The following is a 15,229-nucleotide window of genomic DNA, read 5'->3' as shown; positions in this document are numbered from 1 at the left end:
TGTTGGCCAGCATGAAGCGCCGAGCACATGCTTCCTTTTACAACACTGGACAAACGACGAGGCCAAAATGGCTGTTGAAACCCTTTACCGCAGTACCCGCGATTTGGAGACTACGTTCGTGGACCGCAAACTCGCTGATGCCCATGATCAAATGCTGGAGCTTGCAGAGCTGCTGACCGACGTTCTGATGAAGAACGTGCCAGGGCTTTCTGAGAAGCATGCGGAAGATGCGAGCATCTATATGGCGAAAAACCGAGCGATTTTTGCAGCGGCATTCAAGAACAATGCAAGCGCATTGAGCGAGCTGGGTGAAGCGCCGGCAAGCGAAGACTGACGGGAAAACAGGCGCCCGCCACTTCCTCGGTCATCCGGTCAGCCGGCACTGGCGGATCTACGCCGCCCAGTGCCGACGTGCCGCTCTGTCGAGATTTACTCCGGTTGTTCCAGCGCTTCGACCAGCGCTTTGAAGAATCGCGCCGCTTCACCGCCGGTCACCGCGCGATGATCGAAGGTCAATGACAACGGCAGCACCGGATGCACGACAACCTGGCCTTGCACGGCCACCGGTTCCTCACGAATCCCGCCTGCGCCAATGATCGCCACTTGCGGCGGCACCACGACCGGGTTCGCGTAGCGTCCAAACAATGTGCCGAAGTTCGACAGCGTGATGGTCGCTCCCATCATTTCTTTCGCGGGAATCGAACGTGCCTTGACGTCGGCTCGCAGTCGACTCAAGCCCTCCTTCAGATCCGCTGGCTGACGATTACCGACATCGCGCAACACCGGCACGAACAAGCCATCGGGCGTGTCCACGGCGATACCCAGATCAAGGCTGTCGTGGTGTTTGATCGACAGCGACTTGCCGTCGAACCAACTGTTCAGTACCGGCTCAACCTTGCAGGCCGCCGCCATCGCCTTGCCAATGCGGATCAATGGATCACGCGCCGAGCCCCAGCGATGCAGATCGGCATCGCCGAAGATCGTGACCGGCACGACCTGCGCGTGGGATCTGGCCATGTTCAGCGCCATGCTGCGACGCACGCCACGCAGCTTTTCGCCGCCGAATTTGTCCCGCTCCGCCTGCGAAGCACTTTCGACATCCGCGCGGGTAATCAGCCCATCGCTGCCCGACCCGCTCAATGCGGCAAGGTCCACGCCCAGTTGCCGCGCCAGCTGGCGAACGGCAGGCGTCGCGCGGGTGGACATGTGCTCACGGGTCGAGGGCGCAGCGCCTACATAAAACGCGTCTTCATGACTGCTGCCACCGCCTTCCAGCCGCCCGACCACCGTGCCCGCATCACCTTCGCCCTCGAAGGCCATCAGCGGCTCACCGACATGCAGGATATCGCCATCGTCCCCGTACACTTTTGCCACGACACCGTCATATGGCGCGGGGATGTCGACGATGGCCTTGGCCGTTTCCACGGAAACCACCAATTGATCGGCTTTGACGGTGTCTCCTGCCTTGACGTGCCATTCGACGATTTCCGCTTCCTGAAGACCTTCGCCCAGATCGGGCAATTTGAAGTATTTCATCGCAAGCCTCCTGGGCTGTCAGGCGAAGTTCAGCGCGCTGTCGCATGCCATGAGAATGTCCTCGACGCTGGGGATATACAGCTGCTCCAGGCGATACAACGGCGGCGGAATATCAGGCGCGGTGACCCGTTGAATCGGCGCTTGCAGGTCGAGAAAAACCCGCTCGTAGAGCCCTGCTGCGATGTCTGCGCCCAGCCCGCCGGAGCGCGGCGCTTCGTGAACGATTACGCAGCGCCCGGTTTTCCGCACCGACGCTTCGAGGGTGTCCAGGTCCAGCGGCTTCACGCATGCCACATCGATCACCTCGGCCCCGATGCCTTGCTCAGCCAAGGCGCCGGCGGCCTGCAGGGTTTCATGGACGCTTGCGCCCCAACTGATCAACGTGATGTCGCTGCCCTCCCGCAGAGTGAAACAAGTGTCCAGCGGCAGGCGTTTACCGTCGTCGACGAGCGTTTGCGGGTTCATGCGGTAGAGCCTTGTCGGCTCAAGGAAAATCACCGGGTCGGGATCGTCGATTGCCGCCAGCAGCAGGCCGTAGGCTCGTGCCGGAGAGGACGGAATGACCACCCGCAAGCCCGGCACATGGGCGAACATCGCTTCGGTGCTTTCGCTGTGATGTTCGGGCGCGCGAATGCCCGCACCCATGGGCGAGCGCATCACCATCGGGCAATTGAGTCGACCGCGCGTGCGATTGCGCATGCGCGCGGCGTGGGACACAAGATGCTCCATGGCGGCATAGATAAACCCCATGAATTGAATCTCGACCACCGGTTTGAGCCCTTGCGCCGCCATGCCGACCGCCAGTCCGCCGAGCATGGTTTCAGCGAGTGGTGAATCGATCACGCGCTTGAATCCGAAACTCTCGCGCAGCCCTTGCGTGGCACGGAACACGCCGCCGTTGACCCCAACATCCTCGCCGAGCACGACGACGTTCTCGTCTTCGCTCATGGCGCGATGCATCGCCAGGTTCACGGCTTCCAGCAGGCTCAGTTTTTTGTCTGAGGGCTTTTCGTCCATCGCATTGTCATTCGCCATGATCAGCCCCTCCATTACGACGCGCCACGCGCTCCAGAAACCATTCACGCTGATCCGCCAAAGGTGCAGGCCATTGTGCGTAGACATGATCGATGACCGATTCGGCCGGTTGATTCCCTGCGCGGTCGAAGTTATCCACAGACTGCTGGACCAGGCCCTGGTATTCGGCGATCAGCGCCTGCTCCCGGCCTTCGTCCCAGACGCCCTGACTGGCCATGAACGACTGCAGCCGTTTGATCGGCTCTTCCTGCCACGCCTGCTTCACTTCCTCGGCGGCGCGGTAGCGGGTGGCGTCGTCCGCGGTGGTGTGATCACCCAGCCGATAACTCAGGCACTCCAGCAACACTGGCCCTTTGCCTTTGCGAGCCCGCTCCAGCGCAATCTGCATCCGGTCGTAAACGGCCAGCATGTCGTTGCCATCTACCTGTTCGCCATGAAAGCCGGCGCCAATGGCCTTTTGCGCGAGCGTGGGCGCGCCGCACTGAATCCGGCGCGGGACTGAGATCGCCCACTGGTTGTTGTTGATCACGAACACGACCGGCAATTGCCATGCGCCCGCGACGTTCAACGCCTCCAGGAAATCACCTTTGCTGGTTGCGCCGTCGCCACACGTGGTGACGGCCACTCGATGCTCGCCGCGAATCTTGAATGCGCTGGCGACGCCGCAGGCATGCAGCGCTTGTGTCGCAATCGGCACGCAGAGCGGGAAGTCCTGCGCCACGGCGGGTTCGGCGTAGTCGCTGCCGCGTTCGTCTCCGCCCCAGTACAAAAGAATCTCTTCCATGCGCACCCCGCGCATCAACTGCACGGCGGTGTCGCGGTAGTAGGGAATCAGCACGTCTTCCGGGTGCATCAGGCTGCCGATCGCCACGCCGATCGCTTCCTGGCCCAGGGTCGGGGCGTAGGTGCCGATGCGTCCGGTGCGTTGCAGGGCAACGGCTTTCTGGTCGAAGAGCCGGGTCAGGACCATCTGCCGATAGAGACGCGTGAGAAGGTTGAAGTCATCGGCCCAAGGGGGAAGTTCTCCGGTCAGGCGACCGTCGGGGGACAGATAACGGGTGTACGCAAGCTCGATCTTGTTATTGGACATTGCACACTCCTGAGCACGCGGCGGCGCCATGGCGATGCACGCGTGATGGTCAACACTCGCCACTTGTGGTCGCGAGCTTGGTTCGAACAGCTCCGGTGAGGCGCTTATTCGAGGTTCAACAGGCGTTCTGCCAACGCATCGGCAACCCGCGCGGGTGAGCGCTTCTCGGCCTGGGCGTGGGCAAATACTTCAGTCAGCCTTGTTCCTATCTGCGACAGGTGCGCAGTGATGGTGCCTGGCTGTTCTCCCTGATGCTGAAGGGCGACGTAAATAAGGCCGCCGGAATTGATCACATAATCGGGTGCATAGAGGATGCCCCGCGCCTCCAGTTGATCGGCAATGGCGGGGCAACTCAGTTGATTGTTGGCGCCCCCGGCCACGGCGGCGCAGCGCAGTTTGGTGACGCTGTGGCTGTTGAGGACGCCGCCAAGGCCGCAAGGCGCGAGGATGTCGCACGGCGTGCTGAGCAGCGCTTCGCTGGCGATCGGTTTGGCGCCCAGCTGTTCCATGGCCAGTTGCACCTTGCCGCTGTCCAGGTCGGCGACCAGCAATTCGGCCCCAGCGGCGTGCAGTTGCTCGGCAAGTGCATAGCCGACATGCCCCAGCCCCTGAATCGCCACGCGCAGGCCTTCCAGGTTATCGCTGCCCAGTCGCGCCATTGCGGTGGTGCGGATGCCGGCGTACAGGCCAAGCGCGGTGTGCGCGGAAGGATCGCCCACCTCGGTGGTGCTGGTCACGTGCTGGGTATATTGGGCGATGCAGTCCATGTCTTCGCTGGACGTCCCGCTGTCCATGGCCGTGATGTAACGACCATCGAGTGTCTGAATGAAGCGACCGAAGGCTTCGAAGAGCGCCGCGCGATCGGGAACGTGGGCAGGCCGCATGATGACCGCCGTTCCGCCGCCCAGAGAAAGCCCGGCGAGCACAGCCTTGTAGCTCATGTTCCTCGCCAGTTGAATGGCATCCTCAATCGCGCTCTCTTCATTTGGATAGGCGAGATAACGACAGCCTCCCAGGGCCGGCCCCTTCCGGCTGCTGTGAATGGCGATCACCGCTTTGAGGCTGGTGCGCGGATCGACGATCAGGTGCAACGACTGCACGCGTGAGCTTTGCATGAGAGCGAACATAGGCCGTGCTCCCGTTCTTTTTTGTATTGGCGAGTATAGGCGCTGCCAGAAAAAACGATGGCCAGGTGCGGCATATCCAGACGACCAGTCTGACCGGCGATCCTTGAAGCACCGACGGGCAATCAACACTGGACGAAGCCTGCCACCAAGGCTACAACGAGGATTCAAGAACCAGATTTCGGACGCCTGATCCGGCCGGAGAAGTCGATGAATCCTCGCCAGTTGTGCATCGCCTGCCTGCAACGTACGCCACCGGCGACGTTCGAAGCGGCGATGTGGATATCCGTTGAGCACGATGCAACCTTTGATCTGGAGCAGACGCGCGAGCAACTGTCCGTGCTTGAACGAACCGTCAGCGCGGCACTGCCCATGCTGCCCTCTTCGGAGCTGGCGCAGCCGCTGTTGCGACAGCTCGCCACGTATGGTTTTCAACTGGACGATGCCGCTCAGCCCAAACCCCAGGCGGCGTTGTTGCACAAGATCATCGAACGCCGCCGAGGTCAGCCATTGGGGCTTGCACTGATTGCACTGGAGATTGCCCGAAGGCTCGAGATTCCGCTGGAAGGGGTCAACTTCCCCGGGCACTTTCTGTTGCGTGTGCCGGGTGCCGATCACACGCTCGATCCCTGCGGCGGCAGGCGGCTTTATCCCAAGGATTGCAGAGAGTTGCTGTTGCGCCAGTTCGGCCCAGACATGCCGCTGCGCGCCGAGCACATGGTCATGGCGACGCCGGTGGCGATGCTTCAGCGGCTGTCGCGCAACCTGCGGCATCTGCACCAGATCAACGACGACCTGATCGCCTCACTCAAGGATGCCAATCGCGTGATGGAGCTGGGTCAGGCCAACACCAGCGATTACCTCGCTCGCGCCAGCCTGTACCAGAATCTTGAATGCCCCCAGGCCGAACGTTTCGACCTGGAGTATGCGTTGCTGTTAAGTGATGATCCGGTACAACGGGTGCGGCTGACTCAGCGTCTTGGCCAACTCCCCGGCGATCGGGTCGTTCACTGAAGCATCATGCAAGCGCGTGGGAAAAGCCACGCGCGGTGACCAAACCATCAAATGATCAAGCCGCCCCGGGCCATGCTTGAGGTGACGGCCTTGAGCCCGATGCTTTTGAGAATAGTCTGGGTGCCCTGGCTCAACGCCCGGACCCCATCGCCAGCCAGCAGAAGGCCACTCACCGCAAAGACCAGATACGGCAACGCGGTCGCACGATCGCCGTAGCTGTAGGCAATTGCGCCACGAAAGAAACTGACGCCGCTTGTCACCACGCCCCAGGCGATGCCCGCCAGTGGAAAGGGCAACAGAAGAATGGTGCCGGTCCATCTCACGACCGTGTACAGCACCTCCGCCCATTGCTCTGCAGTGCTGGTGGTCTGGGCATCCACGTCGAAGATCATGCGCCCCAACATCGTGTCGTACAGCTTGTACACATCGGTGATGACGTCATCGGCAGACACCATCGGCTGAAGGACCTTGATCGACTCCGGGTCACGCTTGAGCCCTCGTGCCATCTGCTCGTAGAGCGTGCCGACGCTGGGTTGGCCCTTGTAGGAAACCCGGTGATAGTAATAACTGCGCATCTCATGGGATTCGAGCAACTGAAGGTAATCGGTGACTGGCCGGAACGACACGCCATCCGGTGCGTCAGGGGTGTAGAGCAACTTGAATTGGGGATCGTCGGAGTTGAAATCCCTGAAGATGTACACGCCCTGGACAATGTGACCGGCGAGGCGGAAGGGAGACATCGCACGGCCTCGATTACGCTCCCTGAGCAACACATCGCTCGCCAGCACGTCTTCATCCAGCCCGACGATCATGTCGACCAGCCAACGATATTGCTGTTGGTTCAATGAGCCGTCGAGGAAATGAGAAATGGCGGCGCGGCGCATCTGAAACTGCGTGCGCATGCCCATCAGCGCGCGACGATGTGCGTATTGAGGATGGCTGGCGTTCAGAAAGTCGCTCTTGAGGTAGGCGATATAGCGCGCGCCCAGGTTGGCCTTCCTGAGTTGCTGATCGACGAACTGAACGAAATACAGCGGCCAGTCCAACGGGTTTTGCCCTACAGATGAATACATGGGCGCTGTCGGTCTGTAGGCGTATTGATCGGAATAGCCCTCCGCCATCAAGCTGGTGAGCGTACGCAGATGGGTGTACTCACTGAAGTCAGGCGAGTCGGTATAGGCCGTATTGTGGACATCGAAGTACAGCGTGTCCGGGTCGATCGAGTCATTGATGCCGTCGGCTTGCAAGTACTCATCGAAAGCGGCTCGGGTTTCGCGAACGACGAAATCCTTGTATGACAGCAGGCCTCTGATCGACCCTCTGAACTCCCTGTCCAACCATTCCAGACGCGCATCGATAAACGCCAGCGTGCGACGGTTGGCGAAGGCGGTTTCATTCCTGAGTCCCAGAACGTCCGCGTCCTGCTGGTTCAGGGCGCGATCGACCTTGTGGCTGATCAAACTCAGCAGGTTCAGTTCGTAAGGCTGTACAGCCAGAGCCTCGAACGAAACACTTTCGCTGCTCCAGAGACTGGGTTTGAGCTGGATGGCTTGCATGAAGGATTCAGGATCGTTGCCATTGTGTTCGGCGACCTGATCGGTCACGTAACGCCTGCCCGCCTCCGTTGCGGTCCACCCACCGACTTCGTTGGCAATCTGCTGCCAGGAACCTTCGAACAAATCTTTGCCCGCAGGCGCGCCCGGTGCATACAAGACAAAGTGTGCGTCACTCCCCAGGCCGTCGCAGAACACGATCGCATCCTTGAATCGTGTGCCGGTGGCGGCCAGCGAAAGACTGCCCATCCTGAGCGGCGCTTGAGTGAGTGTCACGTCTGCGCGCACGCCTCTCACCCATTCTTCGCTGCGCGCATCACGCAGATGCCCTTGCATCACGGCGCCACAGACGCTCAGCGCCAGAGCACTGTCGCGCATGTGAACCAACGCGCGCTGAACGCTCGCTTGCGAATAGCGGTCCCTGAGCATCTGCGCATAGCGACGCTGAACGTCGACTTGAGTGACCAGATCGACGACGAATCCGAAGTCAAACAGCGGGTTGGACTTGCCCGCCGGCAACTCGACGATGCCATCCTGAGAAGCGAAAGGAAGCCCGGAAATGGCGAAATCGAACAACGACTTCTTGTAACGCGTGCTGATCGTTCCACTCTTGAGCGCGACTTCATCCGGCACGCTGACCATGACCTGACGAGGATCGACGCTGTAACCCAGGCGCTCCAGGACATACGTATCGATTTCTTTCAGTCCGAACGTTTCCAGCGACTCGAGGCCTGTAAACATGCTGTCGACGGCCTCGCGACGCTTCTGGTGTTCGGCCTCCAACAGCAAGTATTCCTCGCGATGTGCCGGGTCAGCGTATGTGAACCAGCCCGGCCTGAAGCTTTCGTTCGCCTGCACCGTCAGGGCTTTCACGCGGTAGCCCAGTGCGTCGCTCAGGGCGACAGCAGGCTGACCGTGCTCCATGCGATCGAGGAACACCGAGAGCTGTGCATCATTGCGCGCTTGGGTGAGCAGGTAGTTGAAATCATGGACCTGTCTGTTCAGCAAGACGTCCATCTGCCGGCGCAGAATGGGTTCACCCAGCGGCACGGGATGAAACGTCCCTTTGAGCGCGACTCCCTGCTCGACTTGCTGTCGCAGCGGCGCAGGCAGGCAGCCGAGCAGATGCTCATCGCGCGAAGGGCCTGCGAGTCGGTGGCTCAATGTTTCGGTGAGTACGCTGAGCGAGTCTATCCGCTCCATGCCTTTGCCCGGGATCAGCAGAAACACGGCCGATGCGTCTTCGTCGGACGCAGGCTGCTCGATGGCAATCAGCGGTAATTCCCAGGTATGGCCCTCGTTGGTCAAAAGGTTGATCGAAAAACCACCTTGCGGCACATCGTCGTCCAATGCCTGGAGGACATGTTCTTTTTCGCTCAACGTGATGGCTTGAGTCGCGCAGTGAATCTGCGCCTCGCACTGCAAGGCCAGGGTCTGCTGATCAGTGATGATTTCTCGACGTTTCGCCGTTCGAGAAGCGTCATCCGGCCTGACGTGCTGGGCGTTCCAGAAGGCGTGGATCTGCCCTTCGAAGCGTGCCGGCAACACGTCCACAAGCTGACGCACGGCGCTGGTGATGCGCTTCGTTTCATCGGAGGAAAACCTGTAAAGATCGGCGACCGAATCGTGCCGCTGATAAAACTGAAGGCCTGGTTCTTCGAGAAAGGCATGACCATGAATCATCCCGTGAAGCAGCGCGTCAGTGAGCGACAGAGACTTCACGCCGCTATCGGTGGCGCTGTTCAAAAAGATGCTGTCGGGGTTGGAAATCCGCGTGCCGCGAGGCAAAAAGCCTTGCAGAAGGTCGAAAGCCACAGCCCGAAGCGAGGGCGCATTGTTCATCAGATCAATGCAGCACGCCGAGGCGCCTGCGAGTTTTGCCAGTTGGCCAGTCACGTCACCCAAAGTGCTGGCGTGCAGGTTCGCTGTTTGAGCAGGTTTATAAGAGAGGTCGTTCATTTGAAGCTCCAAGGTAGGCTGCTCGCCCCGCCAGGCATCCAGCCACGGCGGTGAAACGAACGAGCAGCAAAATGAGGCTCCATCAAACGTCATTGGCGGGTCACGACAGGGATAATTAAATATTTATTGCAGCCCCACGTGCTGACACAAACAGTGCGACGCTACACCAACGCCGTGACAGAAAGATCCTCAACCCGCACCCTTCAAGGGTTTCGCAAGAGCGCATTGTTGCCTCGTCCGTAAAGGTGCTTGTCTTAAACAGGTATGTTTCTTTTACCCGCCAATCTTCATTATTACGCCATCGACTCAGCGCCATTGTTTCCCTGCTTATGTTTATGCGGGATACGAGCTCGCTTAGTGAGTGTCATCGACGTTCGATTGTTCAGCTCCTGGATCTAACGTCTTGTTTAGCCGCTGCCGCTGCAGCGGCTTTTTTTTGCTTTCAATATATCCAACGCAGCAGATTTTTCTCAGCTGAGGGTTGTTGGCGGTGATACGCAGCCCGTTGAAATACTCAGACCTGTCCTACGGCATTATTAGCTGCAGTCCTACGCGACCATCTGTTTAAACGTTAGTCATCGAAGCGTTTCGGATTCTGTGATCCGCGCAACGGTAATCAATGGATATGACTAATGGAGTTTCTATGAGCAAGAATAAAATCGCAGCATGTATGTTGATTGCTAGCCTGGGAGGCTTGGCTGGCACCGTCGTAGCCGAGCCCGTAGCAAACACCCAGAATTTCTGTACCAAACGCTCTGGGTCAATTCCAAGCGGAACGGTTCCCGCAGGTCAGCTACAAGTTATTTTTGGCCCTTACAGGGTCAGTTGTGGGACCACCTCACACCATTTCAATGTGAGGGGTGCATCGGGGCAGCTGCCAGTCATTGTCCAACAGCATCGAGGGGGCAACTGGTCATCTGTGACAACGCCTGGTTACAGTCCTTCGGGACATTATGGGGCCGGTACGTTCAGGCTGGTATTGGATAATTCGAGGGGGCGAAGCTCTGTGAGCTACACGGGTAGCTTTACCGTGCCAATGTAAGTCAGTCGACCTGGGTCGCACGGAAGCGGCTCAGGTCACTTCAGTTTATTGGGGATCAGACACGTATGTTCACCAACGACATCTTGCGGGGCGCCTTGGCGTATTCTTCAAGCGCCATCATGACCGCGATCGATGTTTTCAACTCTACAAGTGCTCCTTTGGCAGCTACGTTGCCTTCGTAAATCACGTCCGACAATACGCCAAGTTCCCTTTCGAAAAAAGCGTAGGCGTCGACTTCCCTGTCCATGCCAATCTGTTTTCCCATGGCGTCAAATTGCACATCGATGCCAGCGAAAACGCCGACAAGATCACCGTCAATGATTCCGCGATCAGCCAGGATCATCGCGATATCTCGCAGCTCCGTGTAACTGGTTTTTCTAGGATCAAATCCGGTCAGGCTGATATTCAGGCCTTCGAGCTTTTTGCTGTTGGAAATATTCTCGTCGGCCCAATACTGTCGGACCTTCTGCTTGACCGACTCTTCATTGGGGCTAAGGCCTGACTTGACGTCGAACTGCTTGTCGGGAACAGCGACATACACTTTCAGTCGTTCATGCACTTTGTTCAGATTTCCGATCATACATCCTCCAGAGATCATATCGATTTCTCTGAATTGATCGGAAAGCTACAAGCAGAGTTGAGCCCAAAAAACTGAAGAAAGGGTCATTGCCTAATTTAGAGAAATAACCTACAGCTTCTCAAATAACTCTCCTACAAAAAACCGCCAATCCGATCCCTCGGACTGGCAGCTCCTCAGTCAGACAACGCCCTCAGCCCGGAAACTTTTGCAGGTTGGCCATCATTTCCTTCAAGGCTTCCACATTGTCGCCCGGGTGGACCGCGTCCTCGAAGTCGCTGATGGTTTGCCATTGGGCGGCGACGTCATCCGGGGTGAAGCCAGCGCGCGGATCGAAGCCAGCGCCCAGGCTACGTTCCCAGCGGACTTTGCCGATCCAGCCGCCACCGACTTCGTACAATCCAGAGGTGTCCTGGCATTGCTCACTGCCCAGATACACCACCAGCGGGCTGACCAGCTCCGGCTTAAGCAACTCGAAAACGCTCGCGGGAATCAAACCCTCGGTCATCCGAGTGCCGCCGGTGGGGGCGATGGCGTTGACCAGGATGTTGTTCTTGCGCCCCTCGATGGCGAGTGTGCGGGTCAGGCCGTAAAGTCCCAGCTTGGCCATGCCGTAATTGGACTGGCCGAAATTACCGTAGATACCCGAAGTGGAAGACGTGAAGATCACCCGACCGTAGTTCTGCTCCCGAAGGTGCGGCCAGGCAGCGCGCGTTACTTTGTAGGCCCCTTCGACGTGGACGCGATAAACCAGATCCCAATCGGCGTCTTCCATTTTCGCGAAGCTTTTGTCACGCAGAATCCCTGCGTTGTTGACCACCACGTCGATTCGGCCGAAAGCGTCCAGCGCGTTCTGTACGATCTTGTCGCCATCGGTGACCGAATCATGGTTGGCCACGGCCTGGCCGCCCTGCTCGCGAATTTCCGCCACGACCCGATCCGCCGCCGAGGCGCTCGCCCCTTCCCCGTGGGCAGACCCGCCGAGATCGTTGACGACGACTCGCGCGCCGTGGCGAGCGAACTGCAATGCATGCGCCCGACCAAGCCCCCCGCCTGCGCCCGTGACGATCACGACCTTGTCATCAAAACGTACGGTCTCACTCATAGTGCTCTCCCGAGGATGGTGCCGTTCACAGTGTGCCGTCCAGACAGGCGCTGGACAGCAGAAGACCTGGAACGCGCGAATCAGTCATCGAGTGTCGACCAGTCAGGCACCGGTCACAATCAACACGAGGCACTCTGAATGGTGCTCGATAACGCAACGGGATGATCAGGCTGGGGGGCGTTATGGACCGGACGCGGGGGCACGAGACACGTGCGCCGCTCAGCAATGTCGGCGCGAAACCGCTGGTAATGCCGCAACAGCAACGCCGGCGACTCGGTGTGAGGATAGCGGCCGATCCCGGGGATCAGCACTGCGTCGGCGGCGGGGATCAACTCGCGATACCGGTCGGCGGTCCGGGTCCCGACGTAAGGGTCGGCGACGCCGTTTATCAGGCGCATTGGCAGGGAAGTCTGCTGCATGGCCTGCACCCAGCGGTCGCGCTGGGCCAGACGCTCCGGGATGTAGGTGATCAGGCGGTTGAGAATGCGTTGCCCGCCGTTGCTGGTGATGAGGCTCCAGAAATCATCGAGTTCACTTTCGCTCGGCCGGGTGTCCGGACCGAAGATCCGGCTGAAGCCTTTGTCCAGACTGGCGCGGTCGAACAGGCGGGCCACCAGCCAGCCGAGCGGGCCCAGCAACCATTTGTGTACACGCCGCAGCCGATGGGTTTCGGGAAATAACACGCCGTTGAGAAACACGCAGCTGGCCATTTTGAAAAGGCCCTCGCCTTCTCGGGCCAGCAGTTCCTGAGCGACATTGCCGCCGTATTCATGCGCAAGGACATGAACCGGCTGGTTGACACCCAGATGGTCGAGCAACGCTTGCTGCAGGTCTGCCTGTTCCAGCAGGCTGTAGTCATGGTCGCGCGGCTTGGCCGAATCGCCGAAGCCCAGCATGTCGCAAGCGATCACGCGATACTGGCGCGAGAGCGGTTGCCAGAGGTAATTCCAGTCCCAACTGGCGGTCGGGAATCCATGCAACAGCAATAAAGGCTCGCCCTGCCCCGCGCTCCAGTAACGGATGACCTGTCCCTGAAACTCGAAATCATGCCCACGGGTGCGCCAGACACTGAGCGGGATTTCTGCAAGGCCCATTACAGGCCATATCCCGGCGAAAACTGGTCGAGTTTGCGCAGCAGCGCTGGCCACGCCAGATGCCCGCCCATGCCTTGGGCACTGCGCGTGACGCCGGCGATCATCGCTTTGGCTCCCGCCAGTATCTGTCCGTCGATGCCGATCAGTTCGGCACCGCTGCCTTGCGCCAGCACCTGAATTTCACACGCGCGCTGAAAAGTGAACATCATCAAGAAGGTGTCGGCGATGCTCGACCCGCAGGTCAGCAGCCCGTGGTTGTTGAGCATGAGAAAATTATTGCCGCTCAGATCCGCCTGCAGCCGGGCCTTCTCGTCGTGATTCAACGCGACACCTTCGTAACCGTGATACGACAGGCTGGCGAGGACGAAAAGCGCTTGCTGGCTGATGGGCAAAATACCTTGCTTCTGAGCCGAAACAGCGACGCCGGCCGCGGTGTGCGTATGCAGCACACAGTTCACATCGTGCCGCACCTCGTGCACCGCGCTGTGAATGGTGTAGCCGGCAGGGTTGATCTCATACGGACTGTCCATGAGTTTCTTGCCCGACTGATCGACCTTGACCAGGCTGGACGCAGTGATCTCGTGAAACATCAGACCATACGGGTTGATCAGGAAGTCTTCTGTGTCCGGCACCTTGGCTGAGATGTGCGTGAAGATCAGATCGTCCCAGCCATGCATCGCCACCAGTCGATAACACGCGGCAAGATCAACGCGGGTCTGCCATTCGGCGTCGCTGACCTGATCCTTCACGGGGCTGCTGGAAGAGCTGAGGGTATCGGTAAACACCTGGGCGACTTTCACGATCGGCGGTCCTCGGGCTGTGGCGTGCTCTCGTAGGCTCAGCAGTCTAGTCAGCCCCCAGCCGCGCGCTACTTGCCTTGGCAGCCACGTTAGTGGCCTGGCGAGTCACGAAAACCGGCAGCGCTCTGCAGCGCGTGCCTCAGAGCATCCACACCAAAAGCGGCGCCGCAAACAGATTCATCAAGCCGGTCAGCACCATGACCAGCCCGGCCACCGACCCTTCCTCGCCGCCGACCTCGCGCGCGCGGCTGACGCCGGCACCGTGCGCGCCCACGCCAAACAATGCGCCGCGCGCCAGGGCCGTGCGCAGCGGCAGCCATTTGAGCAACACGCCGCCAAGCGCCGCGCCGAAGACGCCGGTGCACATCACGAACACCGCTGTCAGCTCCGGCACGCCGCCCAGGTCATGGGCCAGCGGCATCGCAAAGGGCGTGGTGATGGAGCGAGGCACAAGGGACATCGCGACCGACGGGTCGAGCGCCAGAGCCCGGGACAGGCCGAAAGAGCTGGCAATCGACGCCGCGCTGCCTGCGAGCATCCCGATCAACAAAGCAGGCCAGTGTCGCGCCAGCAGCGCCCGTTGTTGCCAGATCGGCACGGCGAAAGCCACCGTCACAGGCCCCAGCACCAGCATCAGCCAATGGGTATTCGTGGAGTATTCGGCGTAGGCGGTGTGCATCGGCACGGCGATGGCCAACAACACGATGGGCACCATAATCAATGGCGACAGCAGGTAGCGACCAGTCCGGCGGTACAACCAGCGACTGGTGAGGTAGGCGGCAACCGTCACCACGAGCCAGAACACCGGCATGGGCTCGAACTTCATGCGCGCGGCTCCTGGGGACGTTCTTTCAGGCGGCAAACGAACTCGACCGTAAACGCCGTCACCAGCATGACCAACAATGTGCTGCAGCCAATTACCAGCATGATCCGCCAGCCATCGGTGCGCACAAGCGTGCCGTAGTCGAGCAGACTCATCAGCGGCGGGATGAAGAACAACAGCATTTCCGCCAGCAGCAATCCCGCGCCCAGTTGCAGCGTCGCCGGTTTCACCCAGCCGGTGGCGAAAGTCATCAGCAACAATGCCAGACCGATCACACCGCCCGGAATCGGCCAGTTCAGCCACAGCGCGATTTCACAGCCCAACTGATAGATCGCCAGCAAGACGGCGATTTCGACAATCAGTCGGGAAAAGTGAGACAAGCGTTTCATGATATTCCGGTCCTCAGGGGAGTTCAGTCTATCGACCGCATTAGAATCTCGAAAACGAATTGTCTGACTTGCAGGAATTCCATTCCGG

General features: G+C 59.6%; 13 protein-coding genes. 2 read left to right on the top strand and 11 right to left on the bottom strand.

Annotation, left to right across the window (positions count from 1 at the left end):
• The first annotated feature begins 67 nt into the window (after positions 1-67).
• On the top strand, positions 68-334 hold the full coding sequence (locus tag AAGQ88_RS04005; protein WP_285426472.1) for a YebG family protein: 267 nt from the start codon (positions 68-70) through the stop codon (positions 332-334).
• Positions 335-429: 95 nt separating this feature from the next.
• On the opposite strand, the gene AAGQ88_RS04000 is transcribed toward AAGQ88_RS04005, so the two are convergent.
• The 4 genes from AAGQ88_RS04000 to AAGQ88_RS03985 all read right to left on the bottom strand — a co-directional run bounded on the left by AAGQ88_RS04000 (position 430) and on the right by AAGQ88_RS03985 (position 4,788).
• The gene (locus AAGQ88_RS04000) at positions 430-1,536 is read right to left on the bottom strand and encodes a dihydrolipoamide acetyltransferase family protein (protein WP_342654506.1); all 1,107 of its coding nucleotides are present in this window, start codon (positions 1,534-1,536) and stop codon (positions 430-432) included.
• An 18-nt stretch (positions 1,537-1,554) separates the two neighbouring features.
• Complete coding sequence (locus AAGQ88_RS03995; protein ID WP_342655734.1) at positions 1,555-2,553, bottom strand: alpha-ketoacid dehydrogenase subunit beta; 999 nt, start codon at positions 2,551-2,553, stop codon at positions 1,555-1,557.
• Between the two features lie 7 nt (positions 2,554-2,560).
• A complete protein-coding gene (gene pdhA / locus AAGQ88_RS03990) occupies positions 2,561-3,661 on the bottom strand; it encodes a pyruvate dehydrogenase (acetyl-transferring) E1 component subunit alpha (protein WP_342654505.1) in 1,101 nt (366 codons plus the stop codon).
• Between the two features lie 104 nt (positions 3,662-3,765).
• A complete protein-coding gene (locus AAGQ88_RS03985) occupies positions 3,766-4,788 on the bottom strand; it encodes a Glu/Leu/Phe/Val dehydrogenase dimerization domain-containing protein (protein ID WP_285426469.1) in 1,023 nt (340 codons plus the stop codon).
• A 207-nt stretch (positions 4,789-4,995) separates the two neighbouring features.
• Between AAGQ88_RS03985 and AAGQ88_RS03980 the strand changes: the two genes are divergently transcribed.
• Positions 4,996-5,799, top strand: coding sequence for a transglutaminase family protein (locus AAGQ88_RS03980; RefSeq protein WP_342654504.1), 804 nt, complete (start codon positions 4,996-4,998; stop codon positions 5,797-5,799).
• Positions 5,800-5,846: 47 nt separating this feature from the next.
• Here the strand turns inward: AAGQ88_RS03980 and AAGQ88_RS03975 are convergent, their stop codons facing one another.
• The 7 genes from AAGQ88_RS03975 to AAGQ88_RS03945 form a co-directional block, all read right to left on the bottom strand.
• On the bottom strand, positions 5,847-9,311 hold the full coding sequence (locus tag AAGQ88_RS03975) for a hypothetical protein (protein WP_342654503.1): 3,465 nt from the start codon (positions 9,309-9,311) through the stop codon (positions 5,847-5,849).
• Positions 9,312-10,408: 1,097 nt separating this feature from the next.
• Positions 10,409-10,933, bottom strand: a complete 525-nt coding sequence (locus tag AAGQ88_RS03970) for a hypothetical protein (RefSeq protein ID WP_342654502.1) — start codon at positions 10,931-10,933, stop codon at positions 10,409-10,411.
• Between the two features lie 190 nt (positions 10,934-11,123).
• Complete coding sequence (locus AAGQ88_RS03965; RefSeq protein WP_342654501.1) at positions 11,124-12,035, bottom strand: SDR family oxidoreductase; 912 nt, start codon at positions 12,033-12,035, stop codon at positions 11,124-11,126.
• Between the two features lie 119 nt (positions 12,036-12,154).
• Positions 12,155-13,129 carry an alpha/beta hydrolase gene (locus tag AAGQ88_RS03960; RefSeq protein ID WP_342654500.1) on the bottom strand — a complete coding sequence of 325 codons (975 nt, stop codon included), beginning with the start codon at positions 13,127-13,129 and terminating at the stop codon, positions 12,155-12,157.
• Positions 13,129-13,914, bottom strand: a complete 786-nt coding sequence (locus AAGQ88_RS03955) for a class II aldolase/adducin family protein (protein WP_285426512.1) — start codon at positions 13,912-13,914, stop codon at positions 13,129-13,131. The genes AAGQ88_RS03960 and AAGQ88_RS03955 overlap by 1 nt, the downstream gene beginning before the upstream one ends.
• A 154-nt stretch (positions 13,915-14,068) precedes the next feature.
• Positions 14,069-14,755: an LrgB family protein gene (locus tag AAGQ88_RS03950; protein ID WP_342654499.1), complete on the bottom strand. Its 687-nt coding sequence runs from the start codon at positions 14,753-14,755 to the stop codon at positions 14,069-14,071.
• The gene (locus AAGQ88_RS03945; protein ID WP_342654498.1) at positions 14,752-15,141 is read right to left on the bottom strand and encodes a CidA/LrgA family protein; all 390 of its coding nucleotides are present in this window, start codon (positions 15,139-15,141) and stop codon (positions 14,752-14,754) included. The genes AAGQ88_RS03950 and AAGQ88_RS03945 overlap by 4 nt, the downstream gene beginning before the upstream one ends.
• Between the last annotated feature and the right edge of the window lie 88 nt (positions 15,142-15,229).

Origin of the sequence: Pseudomonas sp. F3-2, from assembly GCF_038804275.1 — a bacterium.
In the GTDB taxonomy this organism is placed as follows: Bacteria; Pseudomonadota; Gammaproteobacteria; order Pseudomonadales; family Pseudomonadaceae; genus Aquipseudomonas.
Note: the sequence above shows the minus strand (reverse complement) of the source record. Positions and strands in the feature narration are given on the sequence as shown.

Excerpts from the sequence above, each read along its gene's own strand:
- AAGQ88_RS04005 (WP_285426472.1), top strand. The coding sequence starts at position 68 with ATGGCTGTTGAAACCCTTTACCGCAGTACCCGCGATTTGGAGACTACG.
- AAGQ88_RS04000 (WP_342654506.1), bottom strand. The coding sequence starts at position 1,536 with ATGAAATACTTCAAATTGCCCGATCTGGGCGAAGGTCTTCAGGAAGCG.
- AAGQ88_RS03995 (WP_342655734.1), bottom strand. The coding sequence starts at position 2,553 with ATGGACGAAAAGCCCTCAGACAAAAAACTGAGCCTGCTGGAAGCCGTG.
- pdhA (WP_342654505.1), bottom strand. The coding sequence starts at position 3,661 with ATGTCCAATAACAAGATCGAGCTTGCGTACACCCGTTATCTGTCCCCC.
- AAGQ88_RS03985 (WP_285426469.1), bottom strand. The coding sequence starts at position 4,788 with ATGTTCGCTCTCATGCAAAGCTCACGCGTGCAGTCGTTGCACCTGATC.
- AAGQ88_RS03980 (WP_342654504.1), top strand. The coding sequence starts at position 4,996 with ATGAATCCTCGCCAGTTGTGCATCGCCTGCCTGCAACGTACGCCACCG.
- AAGQ88_RS03975 (WP_342654503.1), bottom strand. The coding sequence starts at position 9,311 with ATGAACGACCTCTCTTATAAACCTGCTCAAACAGCGAACCTGCACGCC.
- AAGQ88_RS03970 (WP_342654502.1), bottom strand. The coding sequence starts at position 10,933 with ATGATCGGAAATCTGAACAAAGTGCATGAACGACTGAAAGTGTATGTC.
- AAGQ88_RS03965 (WP_342654501.1), bottom strand. The coding sequence starts at position 12,035 with ATGAGTGAGACCGTACGTTTTGATGACAAGGTCGTGATCGTCACGGGC.
- AAGQ88_RS03960 (WP_342654500.1), bottom strand. The coding sequence starts at position 13,129 with ATGGGCCTTGCAGAAATCCCGCTCAGTGTCTGGCGCACCCGTGGGCAT.
- AAGQ88_RS03950 (WP_342654499.1), bottom strand. The coding sequence starts at position 14,755 with ATGAAGTTCGAGCCCATGCCGGTGTTCTGGCTCGTGGTGACGGTTGCC.
- AAGQ88_RS03945 (WP_342654498.1), bottom strand. The coding sequence starts at position 15,141 with ATGAAACGCTTGTCTCACTTTTCCCGACTGATTGTCGAAATCGCCGTC.